Origin of the sequence: Marinobacter sp. (genome assembly GCF_034669625.1) — a bacterium.
Lineage (GTDB): Bacteria > Pseudomonadota > Gammaproteobacteria > Pseudomonadales > Oleiphilaceae > Marinobacter.
Genome location: NZ_JAXMOY010000001.1, coordinates 78,689 through 102,599 on the forward strand (window position 1 = coordinate 78,689; position 23,911 = coordinate 102,599).

Below are 23,911 nucleotides of genomic sequence, written 5' to 3' on the forward strand. Positions count from 1 at the left end.
CCAGTGATGTATCCATAAGCAGGCTTTCACTCTCGGATGTTTTGGTGTTGCGAGCGCCGGAATCATTCGTAGAGGGATGACGCAAAATCCGACAAGAATAACACTCTGTGGAGACACAGTATGCGCGTGCATGCCAAGCGGGCAATTGCCCTAGTCACTGGTCTGTTGTTTCCGGCTGTGGTCATGGCGGACTGGACCATGAACATGACGCCGGGTGTAACCGGTACCAGTAATCAGATATTCAGCCTTCACATGACCATTCTATGGATCTGCGTAGCCATCGGCGTGGTGGTTTTCGGGGTCATGTTCTGGTCTATCTTTGCTCACCGTAAGTCGCAGGGCCACAAAGCTGCCAATTTCCATGAAAACACGGTAGTGGAAGTGCTCTGGACGGCCATTCCGTTTGCGATTCTGGTCGCCATGGCGGTGCCAGCCACGGCAACCCTCATCGAGATGTACGACACCACCGAATCCGACGTCGACATCAAGGTTACCGGGTACCAGTGGCGTTGGCAGTACGAGTATATCAATGACGACTTCGGTTATTTCTCCAGCTTGTCGACCCCTCGAGACCAGATTGAGAACCGTCAGGCAAAAGGCGAGAACTATCTGTTGGAGGTAGATAAGCCATTGGTCATTCCGGTCGGCAAGAAAGTCCGCTTCCTATTGACGGCCAACGACGTTATCCACTCGTGGTGGGTGCCGGATTTTGGCGTCAAGAAAGACGCCATTCCGGGCTTTATCAATGAAACCTGGACTCGCGTTGACGAGCCTGGCATTTACCGTGGCCAATGCACCGAGCTGTGTGGCAAGGACCATGGCTTTATGCCGGTGGTCGTCGAGGCGGTGCCCGAGGAGGAATACCTGGCTTGGGTAGCAGACCAGAAAGCCGCCGCTGAAGCAGAACGGCAGCTGACCGAGAAAGACTGGACTCTGGAAGAGCTGATGGCTCGTGGCGAGAAAGCCTATGCTAGTGCCTGTGCCGCTTGCCACCAGCCAAATGGCGCCGGCATGCCGCCGGCCTTCCCGGCATTGAAGGGCAGCCCCATTGTGACCGGCGACATGGAGGCCCATATCGACATCGTGGTGAACGGGGTCTCCGGCACGGCCATGCAGGCTTTTGGCGGACAGCTGAGCGAGGTCGACCTGGCGGCGGTGATAACCTACGAGCGTAATGCCTGGGGTAATAACACCGGTGAAATGGTCACACCGAAAGAGATCTTTGATTACAAGAACAAAGAGTAGTCGACGCCAGATAACAACAATCACCAGCCATAATAAACGGCGGTAACGGGGGTTTTCATGAGTGCGGTTGCAGATACCCACAACCAGGAACATCACCACGGCCCGGCCAAAGGCATCAGCCGATGGCTGTTGACCACTAACCACAAAGATATCGGGTCTATGTACCTGATCTTCAGCTTCGCTATGTTCCTGCTGGGCGGCAGCATGGCGATGGTAATCCGGGCAGAGTTGTTCCAGCCAGGTTTGCAGATTGTTCAGCCGGAATTTTTCAACCAGATGACCACCATGCATGGTCTGATCATGGTGTTCGGTGCGGTTATGCCAGCCTTTGTCGGGCTGGCCAACTGGATGTTGCCGCTGATGATTGGCGCGCCCGACATGGCCTTGCCGCGGATGAACAACTGGAGCTTCTGGCTGCTGCCGTGTGCGTTCCTGATTCTGGTTTCCACGCTGTTTATGGAAGGCGGTGCACCTAACTTCGGTTGGACTTTCTACGCGCCTCTGTCCACCACCTACGGGCCACCGAGCACCACCTTCTTCATTTTTGCCATCCACATCATGGGTGTGTCATCGATCATGGGGGCGATCAACGTTATCGCCACCATCCTGAACCTGCGGGCTCCGGGCATGACCTTGATGAAAATGCCGTTGTTCGTCTGGACCTGGCTGATCACCGCGTTTCTGTTGATTGCGGTGATGCCGGTCCTGGCCGGTGCGGTCACGATGATGCTGATGGACATCAACTTCGGTACCAGTTTCTTCGATGCCTCGGGCGGTGGCGATCCGGTGTTGTTCCAGCATGTATTCTGGTTCTTCGGGCACCCGGAGGTGTACATCATGATCTTGCCGGCGTTCGGCGCTGTGTCTCATATTGTGCCGGCGTTTTCTCGTAAACCGTTGTTTGGTTACGCCTCGATGGTTTATGCCGTGGGCGCCATTGCCGTGCTCTCCTTCCTGGTTTGGGCCCACCACATGTTTACGGTGGGCATTCCGCTGGCCGGACAGTTGTTCTTTATGTACGCCACGCTGTTAATCGCGGTGCCTACCGGCGTGAAGGTGTTCAATTGGGTGACCACCATGTTCCGGGGCTCGTTAAGTTTTGAGGCGCCCATGCTGTTTGCGGTGGCCTTTATCATTTTGTTTACCATTGGCGGCTTTTCCGGCCTGATGCTGGCCATCGCCCCGGCAGACTTCCAGTATCACGACACCTACTTTGTGGTTGCTCACTTCCACTACGTGCTGGTGCCGGGCGCCATCTTCGGTATCTTTGCTTCGGCCTACTTCTGGTTGCCCAAATGGACCGGCAACATGTACGACGAAACTCTGGCCAAAACCCATTTCTGGTTGTCGTTTGTCGGCATGAATTTGGCGTTCTTTCCCATGCACTTCCTGGGCTTGGCGGGCATGCCCAGGCGGATTCCGGATTATGCGCTGCAGTTCGCGGACTTCAACATGGTGTCCAGCGTTGGTGCCTTTATGTTTGGCGTGACTCAGCTGCTATTCCTGTTCATCGTGGTCAAATGTGCCCGGGGCGGTGAGAAAGCACCGGCAAAACCCTGGGATGGTGCGGAAGGTCTGGAATGGACTGTACCCTCGCCTGCGCCTTATCACACCTTCGCAACGCCACCTGAAGTGAAGTAATCAGGAGTTTTGTCATGGCTGATCCGCAGCAAGGCAAGCGTAGTAACAGTCGGGTTATATCCTGGTGCATGGCCGGGGTCGTGGGCATGTTTGCGTTTGGTTTTGCCCTGGTACCCCTGTACGACGTGTTCTGTGACATCACCGGGATAAATGGCAAAACCAGTGGTCGTTATGAGGCTGGCACAAGAAGCGGTCAAGTGGTTGAGAACCGAACGGTCACGGTGCAGTTCTTGGCCAGTAATGGGCCCGGTATGAACTGGGAATTCCGGCCTGTGGTGCGCAGCGTGAAGGTGCACCCTGGCGAACCGATGACCGTCAATTTCTTTGCCTCCAATCCGACCGAGAGTGACATGGTCGGCCAGGCAGTACCCAGCCTGTCGCCATCGGAAGGCACCTTGTATTTCCACAAAACTGAATGCTTCTGCTTCAACCAGCAGCCGCTGAGTGCCGGGGAAAGTGTGGAAATGCCACTGATTTTCATCGTGGATCCTGAGTTGCCCGAACACATCACCAAACTGACGTTGTCCTACACATTGTACGATCAGGGCAAGCCAGTGGAAGTTTCTGGCCCGGCAACGGCAGACACAATAACCAACAATAACGGCTAAGCCATCGGAGAGAACTATGGCGGATCACCAGACCTACTACGTTCCCGAACAGAGTAAGTGGCCCATCATCGCCACCGTTGGCCTCGGGGTGACCCTCTATGCTGCCGCGTCCATCATGGTCAATGGCAATCAGGGGGAGAGCACGACCGGCTCATGGGTCATGTTCTGGATCGGTGCCATGATCATGGCTTACATGCTGTTTGGCTGGTTCGGCAGCGTGATCCGTGAAAGCCGGTCGGGGCTGTACAGCGACCAAATGGACCGTTCGTTCCGCTGGGGTATGAGCTGGTTCATCTTCTCCGAGGTGATGTTTTTCGCAGCTTTCTTCGGAGCACTGTTCTACGTCCGGGTGTTTGTGGTGCCCTGGTTGGGTGGTGAGGGAGATAAAGGCAGTACCAACATGCTTTGGGAAGGCTTTCAGGCCAGTTGGCCTCTGGTTAATAACCCCGATCCACAGGTTTATCAAGGCCCCAAGGAAGTGGTCGGCCCATGGGGGCTGCCATTACTCAACACCATACTGCTGGTGACATCTTCCTTTACCGTCACCATTGCCCATCATGCCTTGAAAGCTGGTGATCGTGCCAAGGTGAAGTTGTGGCTGGGCTTGACGCTCGTGCTGGCCGTGGTGTTTCTGTTTGTTCAGGGTTACGAGTATGCCCATGCATACAACGATCTGGATCTGACGCTGCAGTCCGGTATCTACGGCAGTACCTTCTTCATGCTGACCGGGTTTCACGGGGCCCACGTCCTGTTGGGTACCATCATGCTCACGATCATGCTGATCCGGATTGCAAAAGGACATTTTACCGCAGACAACCATTTTGGTTTTGAGGCTGCGGCTTGGTATTGGCACTTTGTGGATGTGGTTTGGCTGGGGTTGTTCGTGTTTGTTTACGTACTTTGAACCCTGGCGATCGCTACGGTGTTGGGTTGAGCGTAATAGATCCGGACCAGAGTGCGATTAACAGCAGGACGAGCAACAACACACTCAAGGCAACCCGGATGGCCAGAGAGTTCACCACTCGCCGGGTTTTGCCACCGTCGTGGATCAAGAAAAACAAACCGCTGAACAGGCTCGCAATGACAGCTATCAGCAGGACGACAATGGCAATTTTGAGCATGATGTATCCCGTTGTTGTCGGTTGTTTTGGGGTGAACCGCGTGGATTCAGGCCCGCACCTTGTATTCACTATAGCAAAGCATGGGTAGGCCGTTTTGATGGATCGCCGATGGCATTTTGATTGGCGTTTACTTTTGTTTAGCGGGTTGTTCCTGCCACTCCTACTGAACTTGGGCTTCTGGCAATTGGACCGGGCAGAGGAAAAGGAAACTCTGCTGCAGGCTTGGCAGCAACGAGCGAATGACATTCCCTGGGCCGAGCGGGTTGCAGGGGATTTACAACCCGGCCTGCCGGTTTTTCTGACCGGTTTTTACGACAAACACATTTGGTTACTTGATAACCGCACTCGAGATGGCGTGCCCGGTTATGAGGTGCTGACCCTGTTTCGGCCGCTTGAGGGCCCGGCGGTGGTGGTTAATCGGGGCTGGGTGCGAGGCGCGCGCACGAGAGATACCTTGCCTGCCATTGAAACACCGGGTGAACTCCTGACGTTAGAAGGGCGTTTGGCGGAGTATCCGGACCCGCCCGTTTTGGCCAATGAAGACTCGATAGCGGTTGATTGGCCCAGACGAGTACAGGCTTTGCCGAAAACGGAAGTTGCCGAGTTTGTGAACGAACCCGCCCCGGTGACCGTGATGCTCTCTGACCCACAACAACCCGGAGCTTACCGCGCCGACCGGGTTCCGGATGTTATGGCGCCCCAAACTCATTATGGATATGCGGTGCAATGGTTTGCGCTTGCCGCAGTGCTGACTATATTGACTGTAGTAGCGAGTTATAGGCGTAGCGAGACATAAAACAACAAAGAACGACTGAAAGGCAGGAGCCGATAATGACAACGACAACGGCTGACTCCATGAGTGGGCGCGGAACCGCGAGCCCGGAACAGATTCGGCGTGGCCGACGCACCGCGTTGCTTCTGTTTGCTGTGGGCTTTGGGCCTATGGTGCTGGCGACCATCATGTTTTATACCGGTTGGTTGAACCCGGCGGGTCACACCAATAATGGTGAGTTGCTGCAACCGGTGGTGCCGGTGCAGACATTAAATCTTGAGACCCATCAGGGTGAACCGCTGGCTGACCGCTTTGGTGCGGACAAGGTCGATCCCCAGTGGTTGATGCTGGTCGCCGCGGGCCATTGCACCGAAGATTGCGAGCAGTTGCTGTATTTGGCTCGGCAAGTAAATATTGCCCTTGGTAAAGAGGCCCCACGAGTCAGCCGGGCAGCCTGGCTGGGAGCGACACCGGCATCACTGGATGCGCGTTGGAATCAGGAATATCAGCGCATGGAGCGGCTGACATCGATGCCCGGCACCACACCAGCTTGGCCTGACGGCGTAAACCCTGCCACAACACCTCGAATTCTGCTCGTCGACCCCTTTGGCAATGTCATGATGCATTACGGAACAGAGAACACCGGCAAGCAAATGCTCAAAGACATAAAACAGCTGCTGAAGTTATCGCAGATTGGCTAATCGGGAGGGCTATGCGGTGAACCAGACCTCAACAGACGCTCTCGCCCGAAAGCTGGCTGCATGGTCCACATTGGCCTGTGTGCTGGCAGTGGTTGTGATCATGCTGGGTGCATGGACACGCCTTGTGCATGCGGGCCTTGGTTGCCCTGACTGGCCCGGCTGTTATGGCTTTCTAACCGTACCTCAGGGCGAAACCAACATCGCCATAGCGAATACTCGCTTTCCCGAGACCCCAGTGGATGTTGCCAAAGGCTGGCCCGAAATGATCCATCGATACGCTGCAGGTACGCTGGGGCTGGTGGTCTTCGGGTTGGCCATTGCCTCCTGTCGACACCGCCGTGAACAACTGCCTTTGCGATTACCGTTGTTCATCGCGGGTTTCATTGTGCTGCAAGGCGCTTTTGGTATGTGGACGGTCACGCTGAAACTTTGGCCGCAAGTGGTTGCGCTGCACCTATTGGGTGGATTTACCACACTAAGCCTGCTTCTCCTCTTAACGCTAAGATTGCGCAAACGTGCAGGCGTTCAGGGCTTGTCGGCCGGCAGGGTGTCGAGCAGTCTCACCAAGATTCGCCCGTGGCTCTATGGCGGCTTGTTACTGGTTGCATTTCAGATTGCGCTCGGTGCCTGGACGGCCGCTAATTACGCGGCGGTCGCCTGCACGGATTTACCAACGTGCCAAGGCCAGTGGTGGCCGGAAGGCATGGATTTTCAGCACGGTTTCGATATTGCACAGCAGGTAGGCCCGAACTACTTGGGCGGGCAGCTGACGGCGGATGGCCGGGTCGCGATACATGTCACTCATCGGCTGGGGGCCGTGATTGTATTACTTTATCTCGGTTTCCTGCTGGTTCAACTTTGGCGCCAGCGCGGCAGCAGTGGTCTTGATGGCAGCATCGGTGTGGTGGCCGGCGTGCTGGCGCTTCAGTTCAGTTTGGGGCTGGCCAACGTTTGGCTGCATATTCCGCTCGGCATAGCCGTGGCGCATAACGCCATGGGAGCCGGGCTCCTGCTGTCGATGATCAACCTGATTTGGCAGCATGCTCAATTACCGCACTCGAAAACAGTAACGGCATCCCACACAACAACCATAACTCGGGAGATAAGGGCATGAGCGAGCACGTGAAAACGCTGTCGGTGCAGGAATCGACAGGCTCAGCAACACACATTTCGTGGCGCGATTATCTGGAACTGACCAAGCCGCGCGTTGTGGCTTTGATGATCCTGACCTCACTGATTGGTATGTTGCTAGCAGCCCCGGGCGTGCCGGGCTGGGGCGTGCTGTTGTTCGGCAACCTGGGCATTGCCTTGTTGGCCGGCGCCGCAGCTGTGGTCAATCACGTGGTGGATCAGAAAATCGATACCGTCATGGCTCGCACCCGCAAACGCCCGGTGGCGACCGGCCGGATTGCACCTTTTGATGCTATTTTGTTTGCTGTGGTGTTGGCTGCGGCCGGAATGATTGTGCTGATGTGGCAAGTGAACGAGCTAACGGCTTGGCTCACGCTGGCCTCTCTGGTGGGTTACGCTGGTATTTACACCTTGTTCCTGAAACGCGCTACGCCGCAGAACATTACCATCGGTGGTCTTGCGGGTGCGATGCCGCCATTGCTGGGTTGGACTGCGGTCACCGGACAGGTCGAAGGCCATGCCTTGTTACTGGTCCTGATCATCTTCGCCTGGACCCCTCCGCACTTTTGGGCCCTTGCTATTCACCGTAAAGATGAATACGCCAAAGCGGGCATTCCGATGTTGCCGGTTACCCATGGCAACAAATACACCGAATTGCACATCGTGCTGTATACCTTGATGTTGCTGGCAGTCAGTCTGCTGCCTTTTGTCACAGGTATGTCGGGCGGCATTTACCTGGTGGGTGCTCTGGCCTTAGGAGTGCGGTTCCTGCAATATGCCATTCGCTTGCTGAAAGGCGATGACCGCCGGGTCGCTATGGACACCTTTAAATATTCCATCGTTTATCTGATGGCGCTGTTCGTGGTGTTACTGGTGGATCACTTCGTCTTTTTCTGAACAGTGGGCATGACATCCAATTGACGGGGAGGCCCTATGGGGCATGCGTTGCGCATTACGCTGATAGTATTGTTTTTGGTCGTTGCATTGATTTTTGGCCTGACTGTCGGACGGCAGGTGTTTCAGGCAAGCGGTGAGCCGACACCGGCGCCAGACCTGAGCGAATACAATACCTACGTTTACGATCAGCCTCGTGAACTGACGGCATTCACCCTGACCAATGAACAGGGTGAAACGGTAACCCGGGAAGGCCTGAAAGGCCGGTGGACCTTTGTGTTTGTGGGATACACCAACTGTCCGGATATCTGCCCTGCGGCCATGGCGAACCTGCGCCAAACGGACAAATTGCTGTCTGCCGAATTGCCACAACCGGATTATTTGCTGGTGACTGCAGATCCGGAACACGACACTCCGGAAACACTGAAAGCCTACACGGGCTTCTTTGGTGAACATTTCCACGGCCTGACCGGTGAACTGGACACACTCAGAGAACTGGCTAAAAGCCTGAGCGCTGTCTTTGTTCATCGTGAAGTGGATGGTCAGCTGCTGGTAGACCATAGCGGCCACTTCGCGTTGTTAAACCCTGATGGCAAACTGCAGGCCTTGATCCAGCCCCCTCACAACCCCGAGGAGTTGGCTGAAGCTTTCGGTCGTATCTACAACTGGGCCAAGGAAAATCACCCTCGAGCATCGGGTGCCTGATCGCGTTTGCCCAACGTCTCACTGACAAATACCCGCGTCTGCCATACACTGCCCGGCTATAACCTTATTCTTGCATAGTCGGGCAGTAACCATGACTTCATCACCCAGCGTCTCCCCTAAGCAGCTATTCACCGTTCTGTTGGCTGGCGGTATCGTGTTGTTGGTGGTGCACACCCTTGGCCGGTTTATATACACGCCTTTGCTGCCTTATCTGGTGGCGGACAATCAGGTAAGCGCCTCCCAAGGCGCGGCGGTAGCCACCTGGAACTACCTGGGTTATCTGATGGGAGCCATGATCGCCATTCGCTGGCATCGGATCGATCAGATCCGTTTCCTGTTGCCGCTATTCATGGTGGTGCATGTCTTCACGACGCTGATCATGACTCAAACTGACCACCTCACGGTGATGTCCGTGGTTCGTTGGCTTAATGGTGTGGCAAACGGCGTGATCTTCGTGCAGGCGCCTGCTCTGATTCTGGAATGGCTGGTGTTGCGGAATCGAGCGTCTTTGAGTGGTTTGGTGTATATCGGTGTGGGCACAGGTTTGTTGGTGTCCAGTGGTTTGGTGGCAGGCCCCGCCGACGTCCTGGAGGGCGCTCAGCGCTGGTGGCCAGCCCTTTTGCTCTCGATCCCGCTGGGCTGGTGGGGCGTGGTGCAACTGAGAAAACTCGACGTTCCCGTCCGTGAGCAAGATGATTCGGGCCGAGCCATCACCACGACACCTCTGCTGGACCGAGCCAGCGTGCCTTTGTTTTTAAGTTACGCCGGTGCGGGCTTGGGGTACATCCTGCCCATGACCTTTTTGCCGCTGCTGGCCAACCTTGAGTTGCCCGCCGATCATTTCCTGCAGGATGGGACCTGGATGATTGTGGCGATTGTGACCATCCCGTCTCCGTGGCTCTGGAACAAGCTCGGCGCTGTCATCGGCGATCTACGAGCCTTAAGACTGAACTTCATCGTTCAGCTGGCAGGTGTGCTGGCGGCGGTTCTTTGGCCTGGAGCCGTTGGCCTCGTGTTATGTGCGGTACTGGTGGGTAGCACCTTTGTCGGTACGGTTTTGCTCACCCAAAGAACGGGGCGGGCCTTGCAGCCCCACCAAGGCCCAAGGCTGTCGGCGGCAATGGTCGCGCTGTATGGTTTTACCCAAATGGTTGGTCCCTGGTTGACCAAACAGTGGCTGGACGCCGGCGGCACCCTGTTGTCTGCATTCGGCATTGGTGTGGCGGCGTTGGCGTTCGGATTGGTGTTTGCGTTCTTTGTGCCTCGTCCTGAGGTTTGGCATTCTAGACCGAAACCAAACCCATGCTCCCAATAGAAGCCATACTCCCTGAGCTAATCCACACCCTGAACCAAAGCACCACGGCTTTGCTGCAAGCCCCCCCGGGAGCCGGTAAAACCACAAGAGTACCCTTGGCGTTGTTGAAGGCTGAATGGCGGGATAACCGGAAAATCCTGATGCTGGAACCTAGGCGGCTGGCGGCAAGATCAGCGGCGCGGTTTATGGCGAAACAGTTGGGCGAAGCGCCGGGGCAAACGGTCGGCTACCGGACCCGGTTGGATACCACAGTTTCCGCTAACACCAGAATTGAAGTGGTCACCGAAGGCATTCTGACGCGCATGATTCAGAACGATCCCATGCTGGAAGATTATGCCGCCGTGCTCTTCGATGAATTCCACGAGCGCTCGCTGCAAGCCGATCTGGGTTTGGCACTGGTACGGGAAACTCAGCAGGCATTGCGGGAGGATCTGAGGATATTGGTGATGTCGGCGACACTGGATACCGCGCCGATTGCCCGTGTGCTGGGCGATGTTCCGGTCCTTAGCAGTGAAGGGCGGGCGTTTCCGGTGGAGGTGATGTACCGTCCGATGCCCCGTAATGGCCGGGTGGCCGATCAGGTCGTATCAGTGGTGCAGGAAGCGCTGGCCGATCAGCCCGGTTCGGTGCTGGTGTTTTTACCGGGTGCCCGGGAAATTCGGCGGGTCGCCCAGCAATTGCAGGGACAATTGCCAAACAGCGTCATACTCGCTCCACTTTATGGAAATCTGAAATCCGAGGAGCAGGACCGCGCCATATCACCTGCTCCTGAGGGAGTTCGCAAGATTGTATTGGCGACTGCCATCGCTGAAACCAGTCTGACCATTGAGGGCGTGCGCGTGGTGATTGATGCCGGCCAGCAGCGCCGGGCGGTATTCAATCCGAACAGTGGCATGACCCGCCTGGTGACCAGCCGTGTGTCCAAAGCTTCTGCGGAACAACGTAAAGGCCGGGCTGGCCGTGTTGAACCGGGTGTGTGCTACCGGCTTTGGAGCGAGTCCGAACAGTTTGGTCTGGCCGATTTTACCCCACCTGAGATTCAAGAAGCGGATCTGGCACCCTTGGTGTTGGAGTTGGCTCAATGGGGCGCTCGTTCTCCTGAACAGGTGGCGTGGATTGATGCTCCGCCGCTCGCTCATTGGCAGCAGGGGGGGGACTTGTTGCAGTGGCTGGACTTACTGGATGCCGATGGAGCCATCACCGATCACGGCAAGGCCGCTCGGGATCTGGGCATGCATCCGCGCTTGGCGCATATGGTGATTAAAGGCCGCGCTCTCGGCTTGGGACAACTAGCGGCGGAACTGGCCGCGTTGTTGGAAGAGCGTGACTTGCTTGGCCCCGGTTCAGGGGCCGATCTACATGAACGCATTCGGGTGCTGCGTGGCGAACGTGGCCATCGAGGGTTAGATGTGGCCCGGTTGAAAGCGGTGAAACAGGCCGCCAAGCGTTTGTGCCGAGACCAAACCTCAGCCGAGTTGCCAACTGAAACTGACGTTGGTCGGGTATTGGCCCAAGCCTACCCCGACCGCATTGCTCGCCGTCGACCGGGCAGCACGCCCCGTTACCAACTGAGTAATGGCAAGGGCGCAGTGTTACGGGAAAACGATGCATTGACCCGGCAGGAGTGGTTGGTCGCGGCGGACCTGGACGGCAAGGCCCGGGAAGCGACCATGTATCTGGCCGCACCGGTGGATCTGGCCGATCTGGAGCTGGACCTTGCGGCCCACATCGAAGATCGGGAGGAAGCCCTTTGGGATGACAAGCGGGGCACCGTTGTGGCCCGAAAGGTCCGCAAGCTGGGGGCATTGGTGCTGGCCGAGAAAGCGTTGGCCCAGGTGGCGCCGGAGTTACTTCAGCAGGGCTTGCTGGACGCTGCGCGGCGCAAGGGGCTGGACAGTTTGCCGTGGACACCTGCCGCGCGACAGTGGCGCGCACGCGTGCGGTTACTGGCGAGTCAGTTTCCCGGCGAGTGGCCCGAGGTCAATGACAGTGCTTTGCTGGACACGTTGGAGGTCTGGTTGGCGCCCTATTTGCCGGGCATGAAACGTTGGGCCGATCTGGCCGGCCTCAATCTGCTTCAGGCCCTGAATACCCTGCTCGATTATCCACAACAGCAAAGGTTGGATGAGCTTGCCCCGCGTACACTCACTATCCCCACCGGCCAGAATGTCACTCTCGATTACAGTGCTGAGAACGGGCCGGTTCTGGCGGCTAAATTGCAGGCTTTGTTTGGCTGGACGGAAACCCCCAACGTTGCTGGTGGTCGGGTGCCGGTGGTTATTCACCTGTTATCGCCGGCCCAGAGACCTTTAGCTGTCACCGCGGATTTGGCCAGTTTCTGGAAGAACGCTTATCCAGAGGTGCGCAAGGATACCCGGGGGCGATACCCCAAGCATCCCTGGCCGGAAGATCCACTGACTGCGCAAGCGCAACAAGGCACCAAAAAGCGTCCCGCCAAGTAATGCGACAGGGAGCATTGAGGTATAAACGAAGCTTTCGAGACGTTGCTTCGGGCGGACGGAGTTATCGGTATATCTGCTCATTTGTGGCGATTCGATAAAAGCCCGATGATCGCGAAATCAAGGGGGGTGCTGCAGCCATGCTGCGGTGCCTTTTTTTATGCCTGCTTTCCCTATGGAGGGATGCACCACTGATGATCGATGCAGCCAACTTGACTATTGCTGATTACTACGACGCCGACACGTTTACGCGTATCAAGGCATTTTCTGAAACCAAAGAAACGCCGTTTGTAGTGATTGATACCGCCACCATTAACCGTCAGTACGACGAATTGGCGGAAGGATTCCCTTATGCGAAGGTTTATTACGCGGTAAAGGCTAACCCGGCTCCTCAGATTTTGACCATGCTGAAGGACAAAGGTGCCAACTTTGATATCGCATCAGTGTATGAGCTGGAAAAAGTCATGGCGTTGGGTGTCTCGGGCGAGCGTATCAGCTACGGCAACACCATCAAGAAGGTGAAAGACGTTCGTACCTTTTATGAAAAAGGTGTGCGTATGTTTGCCACCGATTCCGAGGCGGATCTGCGCAACATTGCCAAAGCGGCTCCGGGCTCCAAGGTCTATGTGCGCATTCTGACGGAAGGCACTCTGACCGCAGACTGGCCCCTGTCTCGCAAGTTTGGCTGCCAAACCGATATGGCCATGGACCTGTTGATCCTGGCTCGCGATCTGGGCTTGGTGCCTTACGGTGTGTCATTCCACGTGGGTTCTCAGCAGCGTGAAATCGGTGCCTGGGATGCGTCGTTGAGCAAGGTTAAGGTTATCTTCGAGCGTCTGAAAGAAGAAGACGGCATTGAATTGAAGATGATCAATATGGGTGGGGGCTTCCCCGCCAATTACATCAGCCGAACCAACGAGCTTAGTGTTTATGCTCGTGAAATTGCTCGTTTTCTTGAAGAAGACTTCGGAGCTGAGCTGCCGGAAATCATCATTGAGCCTGGCCGATCGCTGATTTCCAATGCCGGTGTGCTGGTCAGCGAAGTGGTGCTGATTTCCCGCAAATCACGCACAGCGTTGCATCGATGGGTGTTTACCGATGTGGGTAAGTTTTCGGGTTTGATCGAAACGCTGGACGAGGCGATCAAGTTTCCAATCTGGACAGAAAAGGAAGGTGTTGGCGAGGACTGCGTGATTGCCGGGCCAACCTGTGACAGTGCCGACATCATGTACGAGCACCACAAGTACCCTTTGCCGTTAAATCTGGCGATTGGTGACAGGATGTATTGGTTCTCTACAGGCGCCTATACCACCACCTACAGTGCGGTCGAGTTCAACGGTTTCCCTCCGCTGCAGGACTACTACATCTAAATCGGGAAGTCTGGTCGGGGTTGGCTGCCAAAGCCGCCCCGGCAATCGCTGTAGCCCGGACGGTCAGCTCCGGCTCAGTTTGAGCCGGAACGCGATGGGCAGAACCAGTAGGCTATAGGCGAGAATGGCCCAGACCGCATGACGGATATCGCCCGTCCAGTCTGCCAGAACCCCGCCCAGCATCGGCACGGAAAACGCCAGCGTGTAGCCGACCAGAAAAGTACCAGCGGAGAGCCGTCCGGTTTCTTCCGACGGCACCAACAGTGGCGGCAAGGCCACGAGAAGAATCAGCAATATACCCGCACAAAAGCTCATGAACGTGGCGCTGATTATCGACGGCCAGCCGGTTAGTAGAAGTGCACCGAGAGTCCCGCTAATGCTCAGAATGGCCATGATGACGATCAAACTGCGGAGTCCTACCCACCGCCGTGCCATTTTTAGCATGACCAGAGAGGCGAAGACTTGCGCAAAGTTGTACCAGAACAACGCGTCCGGGAGCATGTCGAAGTTCCCTTGTTGTTCCAGCAGGTTGCCCATGTAAGCGTTGAGCCCAAAGAAGGATGAGCCGGACAGCCCCAGCAGCAAGCCCAGGCGAAGGGTCAGCGGGTTCTTCCAGTCCGGTAGCCAAGCGGTTTTCCGTAGCGGCCGAGCCAAATCCCGCTTGGGAAGAAACAGCGCCGCAGCGACTAACAGTGCCGGCAGCGACCAGGCCAGTAGTGTGGCGCGCCAACTGTTTTCCAGTAAAGGCATCAGCACCGGTAAGGTAATTCCGGCCCCGATAAACTCGCCCATCAGCATGCCATTCATATAAATGGCCGACCCGATGGCCAGATGATGCGGCTCAAGCCAACGTGGTAACAGTGCGGGTAAGGCCGGTTGCATCATGGCAACACCAAACCCCATGATCGCGCTGGCGATCATCAGCGTCAGGGTGTCAGGAACCAGGCCGCGGCTGGCAGAGCCCACCACCATGATTAGCATGGCCAGTGCCAGCGTGTTGCGAGGGCCTATACGAGATATGGCCAACGACCCCGGCATGGCGCCAATGGCGAGCATAAGAATAGGGAGAGTGGTCAGGGCACCGGTGAACGCTTGGGTGAGACCAAGCTCGTCACTGATGAAGGGTGCCAGTGGCGGCGCCACCAGCACGGGAATTCTCAGATATGCACCGGCCAACCAAAGCAACACCGCCACCGGCAGCAGCTTGGCTGGCGATGGCGGTGTGTTCGCGGCGACATGGTTTGCCACGGTGTGCGAATCAGTCTTCGCTGGTGTCGGGCAAGTATGCACCGTCTTCGTCGTGAACTTCCTGACCGGTCACCGGCGGGTTGAAGGAGCAGATCAAACGCATGTCTTCAGTGCCACCGCGCAGGGTGTGTTGGTCGTGCTGGTCGAGTGCGTACAAAGTCCCGTCGGTGATTTCATGGGTTTCACCGGTGGCTTTGTCCGTAATGCTGCCATTACCGGCTACGCAGTAAACCGCTTCCAGGTGATGCTTGTACCACAGGTTCAATTCGGCACCGGCCGGGATGATGGTTTCGTGGAAAGAGAAACCCATGCCGTCTTTTTTCAGAAGCATACGGCGGCTGGTCCAGCCTGGGCCCGTTACTTCGCGTTCGGTACCAATAATGTCTTGCACTCGTACGATTTTCATTCACATTCCTCATTGTGTGATGGAATAGCCTTACAGTATAAACATGCCCGTCAGCCGCGATTCAACCGCCAGTTGTCGTAGGCCGCCATGGCTTGAGCAATAGACAGGGCCAGAATTTGCCTCTGGGAATGGTTTAACGGGCGTTGTTTCCTGCATCGGTCGAGGGTTCGTTGAATCTCTCGTCGGCTGGTTTTGTCGAGCTGCTCCAGCCAGTGCTGATCGGCGGGTTCTAGCGCCAGCAGGCCGCGCCCTGCGTGGTTTCGGTGGCTGATGTGCCACCAGTGATCGACCGCTCGTCCGAGAATGACATACCCAAACTGACTGTCCTGCACGGGGCCGAAGCTGGCGGACTGAAGCCCGTTTTGCAGGGGCCCGATATTCAGCGCTGGCAGCAGCAGGCGATCACCGTAGAAATAGCTGCCGGCCGCGCCGATCAGTCCGCCAACGAGCGCACCCGTGCCCAGCGATGATCCAAAGGTGAGTGCGTCAACACCGGCGCCGCCCATGGCTCCGGCCCCAAAGCCCGCCGTGGCCAGATATTTCTTGCTGACCGCCCAGTGCTGGCGGGTGTCTTCAGAAAACAGGTCATGCTGGTTGGCCCATTCCAGTTCGGCTTCCTGGCGCGTGATGCGCTGGTGCTGGTAAAGATGCTCGATGTCGATCCGCAAGGACTGTTCGCGTCGGCGTTGTCGTTTGTACCAACGGTCTCGCAGAATGTCGGCGAGTGTGGCTTCGCTGGTGCTGGCGACCTGATCCAGAGTCAGAGTGCGCTTCTCCTGGTAGCTCATCAGGTCTTCCAGAGCTCGGGCGATCATGCTGGCGGCCTGACGCTGGCGCTGATTCCGTTGCTCGGACAGGAGCAAGGTGGCTTCGTCCAGAGGTTGTTCCCAATGCGGCTCGAGTTGGCCGAATGTGCGTAAAAGGCTTAGATGTTGATCGAAAGGTGCGCGAACAGCGTCGAACTTACGGACAACTTGAAAAAACTGACCGAGTGCTGCCTGCCATACATCGCTGTAGTCATCGGGGCCGATGCTGTTGATTAACGCCAGGCTTGGGCGACCGGTCCAGCGCAGGATCGTCATTTCAGCTTCGTGTTCGGCACTGTAGGGGACTGAGCCATCCACCACGTAAATAATGCCGGCGCCTTCGATGATCGGGCTGAGTAACTCGCATTCATCGATGTAGCGCTCGTCACCCTTATGTTGAAGTACAAAGGCACGGACGGTGTCGGGGTGGTCAGACGCTGACAAGCTGTGTGCTTCCAGCCACTGCAACACCCGCCTCGGACGCTGAAAGCCGGGGGTGTCCGTCAGTGTGTAAAGTTGCCTGCCATCGACCGTTAAGGGGTAGCGCTGGCTGGCTCGGGTGGTGCCGGGTTCCAGAGCGATGGCGATGGCGTCGTTCTGCGACAGGGTAGCGACGACGCTGGATTTGCCTTTGTTCGGATGGCCGACAACCGCGAATACCGGTGGTTGAGTCATGACGTTGAGGCTCCAGCGCTCTGGTAGGGGGCGCCCGGCGAGAGGGGTAACAGAGCGACGGTTGCGAAACCCTCTGGAAGCCTTTCAGTAAAGCGTAACCAAGGCTGAACGAGATGGTTCTTTGGGGACTGATTGGCGTCGTTCGCGAGCGGTAAAATCATGACTCGAGAGCCTGCGGGCCATAGCTCCATGGCCTGATCCAGAAAATCACATAACTCGCCCGTAGGAGGCTCCCAGCTGCGGGTAACCAGAATGACGGCGGGTGATGTTTCTTTAGCGAGGTCCGTGGCCAAGGTTGCTAGCACGTGATCGTCTTCGATTAGGGAGGCCCGTCCACCGGCTTTCAATATCTGGCTATTGTGCGTGGTCAGTTGCCGGGGCAACTCCGGTTCACCGGCGCCGGCCCAGCAAATCAGGTGACGGGTGTTGCACAGTTCACTGATTTTGGCTTGTGTGCGGACATCAGGCAGGTCAGCGGCATCGTTATGTTGGTTGCCGGTGTCGAGTGTCGGCGTCTCCATCCGGTACAGCAGGGCTTGCATCCCCGGGTGGCTGTGCAGCAGTTGCCGGGCTTTTCGCCCTGTCAGCCAATGGCTCAGCGCCAGTAGTATCATTCTCGGAACTAAAACCCAGGTCACCCAGAGCATGACCACAAATGGCCACCACTGACCCCATCGTTCAGGTGTTGTTCCGGCGCTCGTGGGTGCTGCCCGAAAGAAACGGGTTGCCTCAATAAGCTCTTGGGAAGGCGCGGCGGCAGGCCACACGAAAGCCCACGGTGCGGCGATGGTTTGAAGCAAGCGGTGGTAGCCCTGAGCGGCGGTATCGAGCGTGGTGCTCCAGCCAAAAGCCAAATCCTGAATAACTAGTAAAATCAGTAATGTGAGCAGACTCGTGAACGCAAAGGCAACGCCTCCGGTATGCCCTGCACGAGCCATCAGCGCCGGCTGTAGTGGTGCCAGCGCGGACCCCGGCGGCGGTATACTGAGCCGCTTGGACAGCCAGCGCCAGGGCTGCCAGCCCATGATGGATTGGGCCGTCGTGGCCAGAGCCAGCAGTAACTGTAAGAGCACGAACGCTAGCAGCACGGTGATGTTGATGCGTTGGCCGCCGTCGTAGAACAGTAATCCGGCCATGGTGAGAACGCCGAACAGAGCTCCGGCGGCGGCAAACCCGCTGTTGATGCGTCGCCATTGACGCAGCGCCGTGCGCCCGGCTTGATCTGCGCTGCCCGGACCACTGAGCCGTTGCATGTGATCTAGCCAGTGCGCCGGAGTCGGACTGATCCCTTGCTGCTCACAGTCCAGAGCAAAGCGGCGATCCCGGCGATGAAGAAACGCAGGGGTTTGGTCCCTGTCCCGCTGGAAGCGGTTGTCAACGTCCAGCAACAGACGGAGGGGATTCTGGCTCATGCAGCTTCCTGATAAATTCGATCGGATTTGCTTTCCTGCTAGGATATAGCCAACAACGCTAACGAAGCCAGCCGGGAAACTGTATGCCCCACCACTTGATGAATCTTCGCAACGTACCGGATGACGAAGCCGACGAGATCCGTGCCTTGTTTGAAGAACATAATGTTCGTTACTACGAAACACCACCGAGTCGGTGGGGGATCAGTATGGGCGGCTTTTGGGTGCACGATGACGATGAAGCAGCCCGGGCGAGAGCCCTGCTGGATGATTATCAGGCCCAGCGTCTTGCCCATCAGCGGCAGGAATACGACGCTCGTTGTGAGCGGGGTGAAACCGGATTCTGGCACCAGTTTCGTTCCCGTCCGGTGACTTTTCTTGCCGCAATCATCGCGATTGCAGCTATCTTGAGTTTAACGTTGCTACCCTACATCCGTCTGTAGCGACGATGGCGAGCCCGACATGAAACAGATCTTTCCCGATAAAAATAAAACCGGGTTGACCCGTGAGTTGATTGACGCGCTGGCACCAATGTTTGAGCAAGCCAGTGCCGGTGCCATAGCCATTGATGTGGACAATCGCATTACCTGGATCAACAAATGTTATTCCGATTTGTTGCAGTTACCGGACCCCTCCTCCGTGATTGGCAAAGAAGTTTGGCGGGTGATCCCCCACACCCGTATGCCGGAAGTCGTTGCGACCGGCAAGCCGATGCTGCTCGATATCATGGAGCACAATAACCAGCAGCTGGTGGTTTCCCGTTTGCCGTTTTATGACGACAACGGCGCAGTCATCGGCGCGGTGGCATTTGTGCTTTACGACGATGTCCAACCGCTGACGCCGCTGGTATCCAAGTTTCGACGTTTGCATCAGGACTTGGCCGCGGCCAGAAAAGCGTTGGCGAAAAAGACCCGGGGCACCCGCTACAGCCTGACCGATTTTGTCGGTGCCAGCCCTCAGGCTCTGGAAGTAAAGCGCCGCGCCCGACTGGCGTCCGGACGAGACGTGCCGGTGTTGCTGCTGGGTGAAACCGGCACCGGTAAAGAGGTGTTGGCACAGGCTATCCATTCAGCCTCGGAACGCGCCGCTAAACCGTTTGTTGGGGTCAACCTGGCTGCGGTGCCGGAGAACCTTCTCGAGGCCGAATTTTTCGGGGTTGCACCCGGGGCCTATACCGGCGCGGATAAGCGCACCCGAGATGGAAAGTTTCAGCTCGCCAACGGCGGCACCCTGTTTTTAGACGAAGTCGGTGACATGCCTCTGCCGCTGCAGGCGAAGTTGTTGCGGGTATTGCAGGAAGGCGAAATCGAGCCTCTGGGCTCGAACAAACTCAGCCCGGTGGATGTTCGGGTGATAGCGGCCACCAGCCGGAATCTCGATGAGATGATGGCTGAAGGCAGCTTCCGTTCCGACCTATACTACCGATTGAACGTGCTTGAGATCTGGATACCACCCTTGCGGGAACGTCTGGTGGATTTAGGCATTCTTTGTGAGGTTTTATTGGGTGAAATTTGCGAAGGACAGGGATTGCGAGGTGAGATCACCGACGCCGGTATTGCTGCGCTGAGCGCCTATCATTGGCCCGGTAATATTCGGGAGTTGCGTAACGTGCTGGAACGGGCCCTGACCATGAGTGAAGAAGGAGAGCTGCTGGACGCTGATGCTGTGCTGAAAATATTGCCCGGTGGCGATTCGGAGTCAGCACCCAAAACGCCTTTCCGCCCGGTGCGGCCACTGGCGCGCGTGATTGCCGTCGCAGAAGCTCAGGCGATTGAAGAAGCATTGGCGGCTTGTCGCGGCAATCGGACCCGGGCAGCCAAGTTACTGGGCATCTCCCGTTCCGTGCTTTATGAGAAGCTATCAAAACTGTCCGGAAAATAGGACGGTTGTTTGGTTTTCCGGACGGTTGATTAAGACTTTGGGTTATTTTTGTCCGGATTGCCGGACGAAATGTCTGAGTGTCTCATGAGTGAATTTTGAAAGTTCCAATAAGATCAGTTGGTTAGTGTGTTTGGCATAAGCGTTGCTATTTTCTGGGTGTAATACGTCAGAACAACGCTCGAATAAAAACTGACGCAACATTGTTGGACCACATTACCGCGCCAGTTGGATTTCGAGCGTTGTCTGATTCTATAAAAAGCCCCGGCTTAAAGACCGGATGGCGGATGACAACAACAAGAAGGATCCAATTCATGTCGATCAAGCAAAAGCTCTCGCGCCTTACTTACGGAATTACCGCCGCGGCAGTGATCAGTGGTGGTCTTGCCAGCAATGACGTACTCGCAGCCGAGAAAGTGCGCTGGCAAGTACCTCTGGCTTTCCCCTCGCATCTGATTGGCCTGACCACGCCGGTTAAGCATCTGAGTGAGAACCTCAAAGCTATTTCCGGTGGCGACATTCAGCTGCGCTACTATGAGCCTGGCGAACTGGTTCCACCGTTTGAAATCATGGACGCTGTCGGCAGTGGCAAGTACCCGGCTGGCTACACTTGGGTTGGCTATGACCAAGGCACCATCCCCTCCTTGCCGCTCTACTCCGGCGCGCCCTTCAATATGGAACCACCGGCCTATCTGGCCTGGTATTACGAAGGTGATGGCCGGGAACTGCTGGAAGAAATCTACGCCGCGCGCAACATTCACCCCATGCTGTGCTCCATCATCGGCCCTGAAGGGGCGGGTTGGTTCGCGGAGCCGATCAAAGGTGTGGAAGATTACGACGGCCTGAAAATCCGCTTTGCCGGCATCGGCGGCAAAGTACTGGAAAAACTCGGTGCCTCGGTGACCATGGTTCCTGGCGGCGAAATCTATCAGGCGCTGGAACGCAAGACCATTGATGCCACCGAGTTCTCTCAGCCCGCTATCGATAAGATGTTGGGTCTTGATCAGATCATCAAGAACTACATCATGCCGGGTTGGCATCAGACGCTGACCACCTCTCACCTGCTGGTGAACAAAGACGCTTGGGAAGACCTGGAACCCCAGTCCCGCGCCTTGATCGAGATGGGCTGTGAAGCGGCTACGCTGAAAGGCTTTGCGCAAAGTGAGTGGGCACAGCCGACTGCCTTGCGTGACTATGAAAAGGAAGGCGTAACGGCGCAAACCTTGCCTGAGCCAGTGCTGCGTGAGTTGCAAAAGGTCACCACCGAAGTGCTGGACGAAATCGCGGCCAAAGATCCGATGTTCAAGCGGGTTCTGACCAGCCAGCGCGACTTCATGGAACACCATTCCATCTGGCATTCCAAGGGCTACCTGCCCCGGGATTTCTACCAGTACGACTGATCACTGGATGATGATCATGACAGGCAGCGAATTAGCGCTGCCTGTTGCTCTCTCCTGCATCCGCAAGAATCGAGGTAAACGTGACGGACTCCAATACACCGGTGGGTGATCCAACCCTGCCCCACGATAAAGAGGGCTTGCCCTCGAATGCACTTTCAACGCGACTGGATTGCCTCGTGGTCGCTGTCGGCCGACTGAGTTCCTGGCTATGGATAGGTGTGCTTTTGGTGGTGCTGACCAATGTGTTCTCGCGCTACGTGCTTGAGCAAGGATCGATCGCTCTGGAAGAGCTGTCGTGGCATCTGTTCGGGATCGCCACCATGCTGACGCTGGGTTATGCCGTTGTACGGGATGATCATGTCCGGGTGGATGTGTTGAAAGAAAAGTTCCCGTTGAAGGCGCAAGCCTGGATTGAACTGTTCGGGATCGTCTTTCTGGCGCTGCCCATTATTTATCTGATGATTGATGCACTGGTGCCTTATGCCTGGAAAGCCTGGATCTACCAGGAACGCTCGCAGGCGCCCAGTGGTCTGCCTTACCGGTTTATCTTCAAGAGTATGCTGCCCCTCGGCCTTGCCCTGGTCATGCTGGCTTTGTTCTCCAGAGTGACCCGGTGCACCACCTTGCTGTTTGGTTTTCCGAGAGCCATAGCGCCCGCCAACGATGATCGCCGCTCCAGCGGCCATCCCAATCCTTGAGAACGAGATAGACGCTATGGGTGTAGAAGCAATTCTAGTTATCGCCATGTTCGCCAGCTTCATGTTTTTGCTGTTGCTGGGCTTCCCGGTGGCCTGGTCACTGGCCGGTATTGGTTTGGTGTTCGGCATCGTCGGACACGTGATGGTGGAGTATTTCGACTCCCCAATCTGGTATACCTGGCAAGGCACCATCGGTGTACTCGATGCCAGAATCTACGGCATTGTCGCCAATGAGTTAATGGTGGCGCTGCCAATGTTTATTTTCATGGGCATTATGCTGGACCGCTCCGGCATTGCCGAGAAATTGATGCACAGTCTGGTGCGGGTCTTGGGCCCTTTGCGCGGCGGCTATGCCGTGACCGTCGTCATTGTCGGGGTGTTGCTGGCGGCCTCTACCGGCATTGTCGGTGCCTCCGTGGTGCTCTTGGGTATGTTGTCGCTGGGGCCGATGATGCAGGCCAAGTACAACAAGTCGCTGGCGGTGGGTACCGCGTGTTCGGTGGGTACTCTGGGCATTCTGGTGCCGCCCAGCATCATGTTGGTGCTGATGGCCGACCGGCTGGGTACGTCTGATGCGTCTGTAGGCAAGTTGTTTATGGGCGCGCTGATCCCCGGGGTAATGCTCGGTGCCATGTACATCCTGTACATCCTGATTGCCTCCTTCATCAAAAAAGATCTGGCGCCGGCGCCGGAGAATCGTGACCCGCTCGATGCCAAAGCAATCCTTGGTGTGGTTCAGGCGGTGTTGCCGCCGATGGTGCTAATCATCGCGGTGTTGGGGTCCATTTTCTTTGGTATCGCCACCACCACCGAAGCTTCTGCCGTGGGTGCCGGGGGCGCGTTGCTGATGGCTTTTGTCAGCAAACGCTTGAGCATGGAAACACTGAAAGAATCTTTGTATCAGACCAGCCGCACGTCAGCGTTTATCTTCGGCATCTTCATTGGCGCCACGGTGTTTGCGTCGGTGTTGCGCGGGTTGGGCGGTGATGAGGTCATCGAAGGCGCCATTACCGGCCTGCCCTTTGGCACGACCGGCGTGTTGCTGACGGTGCTGTTGATCACGTTCCTGCTGGGCTTCTTTCTCGATTGGGTTGAGATCACCTTGATCGTGCTGCCGCTGGTGGCGCCGGTGCTGTTCAAGATGGGCGTGGAGCCCGTGTGGTTTGCGATCATGTTTGCCATTTGCCTGCAGACGTCGTTCCTGACCCCTCCGGTCGGCTTTTCACTGTTCTACATCAAAGGCGTGTGCCCGCCGGAAATCACCACTCGAGACATTTACCTGGGCGTATTGCCCTTCATTGCATTGCAAATACTGGCGCTGGCGTTGGTGTTCTGGTTTGAGCCGCTGGCGACCTGGCTGCCGAACGAAGTCTATGGCGGCTCTTGAGCCTACTTGCAGTGTTAACGACAGATCATAACGAAACAACAA

General features: G+C 56.6%; 22 protein-coding genes. 17 read left to right on the forward strand and 5 right to left on the reverse strand.

From position 1 onward, the window contains the following. The first annotated feature begins 120 nt into the window (after window positions 1–120). The 4 genes from coxB to VOI14_RS00345 are packed head-to-tail and all read left to right on the forward strand — an operon-like array spanning window position 121 to window position 4,398. Complete coding sequence (gene coxB, locus VOI14_RS00330; protein WP_323750025.1) at window positions 121–1,245, forward strand: cytochrome c oxidase subunit II; 1,125 nt, start codon at window positions 121–123, stop codon at window positions 1,243–1,245. 57 nt (window positions 1,246–1,302) lie between these two features. Then, entirely contained in the window at window positions 1,303–2,886 is a 1,584-nt protein-coding gene (gene ctaD / locus VOI14_RS00335; RefSeq protein ID WP_323750026.1) for a cytochrome c oxidase subunit I, read from the forward strand. Between the two features lie 14 nt (window positions 2,887–2,900). Continuing rightward, complete coding sequence (locus tag VOI14_RS00340) at window positions 2,901–3,494, forward strand: cytochrome c oxidase assembly protein (RefSeq protein ID WP_323750027.1); 594 nt, start codon at window positions 2,901–2,903, stop codon at window positions 3,492–3,494. A gap of 16 nt (window positions 3,495–3,510) precedes the next feature. Further along, window positions 3,511–4,398 carry a cytochrome c oxidase subunit 3 gene (locus VOI14_RS00345; RefSeq protein WP_323750028.1) on the forward strand — a complete coding sequence of 296 codons (888 nt, stop codon included), beginning with the start codon at window positions 3,511–3,513 and terminating at the stop codon, window positions 4,396–4,398. A 13-nt stretch (window positions 4,399–4,411) separates the two neighbouring features. Here VOI14_RS00345 and VOI14_RS00350 read toward each other — a convergent pair whose 3' ends face one another. Then, a complete protein-coding gene (locus VOI14_RS00350) occupies window positions 4,412–4,615 on the reverse strand; it encodes a twin transmembrane helix small protein (protein ID WP_323750029.1) in 204 nt (67 codons plus the stop codon). Window positions 4,616–4,712: 97 nt separating this feature from the next. Here VOI14_RS00350 and VOI14_RS00355 point away from each other — a divergent pair, with 97 nt between their 5' ends. The 8 genes from VOI14_RS00355 to VOI14_RS00390 all read left to right on the forward strand — a co-directional run bounded on the left by VOI14_RS00355 (window position 4,713) and on the right by VOI14_RS00390 (window position 13,962). Next, window positions 4,713–5,411, forward strand: a complete 699-nt coding sequence (locus VOI14_RS00355; RefSeq protein WP_323750030.1) for an SURF1 family protein — start codon at window positions 4,713–4,715, stop codon at window positions 5,409–5,411. Between the two features lie 35 nt (window positions 5,412–5,446). After that, window positions 5,447–6,088 carry a hypothetical protein gene (locus VOI14_RS00360; protein WP_323750031.1) on the forward strand — a complete coding sequence of 214 codons (642 nt, stop codon included), beginning with the start codon at window positions 5,447–5,449 and terminating at the stop codon, window positions 6,086–6,088. Window positions 6,089–6,104: 16 nt separating this feature from the next. Beyond that, complete coding sequence (locus VOI14_RS00365; protein ID WP_416361374.1) at window positions 6,105–7,202, forward strand: COX15/CtaA family protein; 1,098 nt, start codon at window positions 6,105–6,107, stop codon at window positions 7,200–7,202. Further along, window positions 7,199–8,116, forward strand: a complete 918-nt coding sequence (cyoE, locus tag VOI14_RS00370) for a heme o synthase (RefSeq protein WP_323750032.1) — start codon at window positions 7,199–7,201, stop codon at window positions 8,114–8,116. The genes VOI14_RS00365 and cyoE overlap by 4 nt, the downstream gene beginning before the upstream one ends. Before the next feature lie 36 nt (window positions 8,117–8,152). Further along, a complete protein-coding gene (locus VOI14_RS00375; RefSeq protein WP_323750033.1) occupies window positions 8,153–8,818 on the forward strand; it encodes an SCO family protein in 666 nt (221 codons plus the stop codon). Window positions 8,819–8,909: 91 nt separating this feature from the next. Further along, a complete protein-coding gene (locus VOI14_RS00380; protein ID WP_323750034.1) occupies window positions 8,910–10,133 on the forward strand; it encodes a YbfB/YjiJ family MFS transporter in 1,224 nt (407 codons plus the stop codon). Further along, a complete protein-coding gene (gene hrpB, locus VOI14_RS00385) occupies window positions 10,121–12,595 on the forward strand; it encodes an ATP-dependent helicase HrpB (protein WP_323750035.1) in 2,475 nt (824 codons plus the stop codon). Before VOI14_RS00380 ends, hrpB begins: the two co-directional genes overlap by 13 nt. Before the next feature lie 191 nt (window positions 12,596–12,786). Further along, entirely contained in the window at window positions 12,787–13,962 is a 1,176-nt protein-coding gene (locus tag VOI14_RS00390; RefSeq protein ID WP_323750036.1) for a type III PLP-dependent enzyme, read from the forward strand. A gap of 63 nt (window positions 13,963–14,025) precedes the next feature. Here VOI14_RS00390 and VOI14_RS00395 read toward each other — a convergent pair whose 3' ends face one another. Genes VOI14_RS00395 through VOI14_RS00410 form a run of 4 tightly spaced genes read right to left on the reverse strand, consistent with a single transcriptional unit; the run spans window position 14,026 to window position 18,509 of the window. After that, the gene (locus tag VOI14_RS00395; RefSeq protein WP_323750037.1) at window positions 14,026–15,210 is read right to left on the reverse strand and encodes a CynX/NimT family MFS transporter; all 1,185 of its coding nucleotides are present in this window, start codon (window positions 15,208–15,210) and stop codon (window positions 14,026–14,028) included. Window positions 15,211–15,220: 10 nt separating this feature from the next. After that, a complete protein-coding gene (locus VOI14_RS00400) occupies window positions 15,221–15,616 on the reverse strand; it encodes an ectoine synthase (RefSeq protein ID WP_323750038.1) in 396 nt (131 codons plus the stop codon). A gap of 50 nt (window positions 15,617–15,666) precedes the next feature. Next, window positions 15,667–17,097: a GTPase/DUF3482 domain-containing protein gene (locus VOI14_RS00405; RefSeq protein ID WP_323750039.1), complete on the reverse strand. Its 1,431-nt coding sequence runs from the start codon at window positions 17,095–17,097 to the stop codon at window positions 15,667–15,669. Continuing rightward, the gene (locus VOI14_RS00410; RefSeq protein WP_323750040.1) at window positions 17,094–18,509 is read right to left on the reverse strand and encodes a DUF2868 domain-containing protein; all 1,416 of its coding nucleotides are present in this window, start codon (window positions 18,507–18,509) and stop codon (window positions 17,094–17,096) included. Before VOI14_RS00410 ends, VOI14_RS00405 begins: the two co-directional genes overlap by 4 nt. 83 nt (window positions 18,510–18,592) lie before the next feature. On the opposite strand from VOI14_RS00410, the gene VOI14_RS00415 reads away from it, so the two are divergent. From VOI14_RS00415 to VOI14_RS00435, 5 genes are all read left to right on the forward strand, one after another. Next, entirely contained in the window at window positions 18,593–18,949 is a 357-nt protein-coding gene (locus tag VOI14_RS00415) for a DUF6164 family protein (RefSeq protein WP_323750041.1), read from the forward strand. Window positions 18,950–18,968: 19 nt separating this feature from the next. Then, complete coding sequence (locus VOI14_RS00420) at window positions 18,969–20,387, forward strand: sigma-54 interaction domain-containing protein (protein ID WP_323750042.1); 1,419 nt, start codon at window positions 18,969–18,971, stop codon at window positions 20,385–20,387. 311 nt (window positions 20,388–20,698) lie between these two features. Next, entirely contained in the window at window positions 20,699–21,784 is a 1,086-nt protein-coding gene (locus VOI14_RS00425) for a TRAP transporter substrate-binding protein (protein ID WP_323750043.1), read from the forward strand. 80 nt (window positions 21,785–21,864) lie between these two features. Next, the gene (locus VOI14_RS00430) at window positions 21,865–22,482 is read left to right on the forward strand and encodes a TRAP transporter small permease subunit (protein ID WP_323750044.1); all 618 of its coding nucleotides are present in this window, start codon (window positions 21,865–21,867) and stop codon (window positions 22,480–22,482) included. 16 nt (window positions 22,483–22,498) lie between these two features. Next, window positions 22,499–23,869 (forward strand): TRAP transporter large permease subunit, encoded by a 1,371-nt coding sequence (locus VOI14_RS00435; protein WP_323750045.1) that lies wholly within the window; start codon window positions 22,499–22,501, stop codon window positions 23,867–23,869. The last annotated feature ends 42 nt before the right edge of the window (window positions 23,870–23,911 follow it).

Coding starts and splice junctions, on each gene's coding strand:
- coxB (WP_323750025.1), top strand. CDS start 121: ATGCGCGTGCATGCCAAGCGGGCAATTGCCCTAGTCACTGGTCTGTTG.
- ctaD (WP_323750026.1), top strand. CDS start 1,303: ATGAGTGCGGTTGCAGATACCCACAACCAGGAACATCACCACGGCCCG.
- VOI14_RS00340 (WP_323750027.1), top strand. CDS start 2,901: ATGGCTGATCCGCAGCAAGGCAAGCGTAGTAACAGTCGGGTTATATCC.
- VOI14_RS00345 (WP_323750028.1), top strand. CDS start 3,511: ATGGCGGATCACCAGACCTACTACGTTCCCGAACAGAGTAAGTGGCCC.
- VOI14_RS00350 (WP_323750029.1), bottom strand. CDS start 4,615: ATGCTCAAAATTGCCATTGTCGTCCTGCTGATAGCTGTCATTGCGAGC.
- VOI14_RS00355 (WP_323750030.1), top strand. CDS start 4,713: ATGGATCGCCGATGGCATTTTGATTGGCGTTTACTTTTGTTTAGCGGG.
- VOI14_RS00360 (WP_323750031.1), top strand. CDS start 5,447: ATGACAACGACAACGGCTGACTCCATGAGTGGGCGCGGAACCGCGAGC.
- cyoE (WP_323750032.1), top strand. CDS start 7,199: ATGAGCGAGCACGTGAAAACGCTGTCGGTGCAGGAATCGACAGGCTCA.
- VOI14_RS00375 (WP_323750033.1), top strand. CDS start 8,153: ATGGGGCATGCGTTGCGCATTACGCTGATAGTATTGTTTTTGGTCGTT.
- VOI14_RS00380 (WP_323750034.1), top strand. CDS start 8,910: ATGACTTCATCACCCAGCGTCTCCCCTAAGCAGCTATTCACCGTTCTG.
- hrpB (WP_323750035.1), top strand. CDS start 10,121: ATGCTCCCAATAGAAGCCATACTCCCTGAGCTAATCCACACCCTGAAC.
- VOI14_RS00390 (WP_323750036.1), top strand. CDS start 12,787: ATGATCGATGCAGCCAACTTGACTATTGCTGATTACTACGACGCCGAC.
- VOI14_RS00400 (WP_323750038.1), bottom strand. CDS start 15,616: ATGAAAATCGTACGAGTGCAAGACATTATTGGTACCGAACGCGAAGTA.
- VOI14_RS00405 (WP_323750039.1), bottom strand. CDS start 17,097: ATGACTCAACCACCGGTATTCGCGGTTGTCGGCCATCCGAACAAAGGC.
- VOI14_RS00410 (WP_323750040.1), bottom strand. CDS start 18,509: ATGAGCCAGAATCCCCTCCGTCTGTTGCTGGACGTTGACAACCGCTTC.
- VOI14_RS00415 (WP_323750041.1), top strand. CDS start 18,593: ATGCCCCACCACTTGATGAATCTTCGCAACGTACCGGATGACGAAGCC.
- VOI14_RS00420 (WP_323750042.1), top strand. CDS start 18,969: ATGAAACAGATCTTTCCCGATAAAAATAAAACCGGGTTGACCCGTGAG.
- VOI14_RS00425 (WP_323750043.1), top strand. CDS start 20,699: ATGTCGATCAAGCAAAAGCTCTCGCGCCTTACTTACGGAATTACCGCC.
- VOI14_RS00435 (WP_323750045.1), top strand. CDS start 22,499: ATGGGTGTAGAAGCAATTCTAGTTATCGCCATGTTCGCCAGCTTCATG.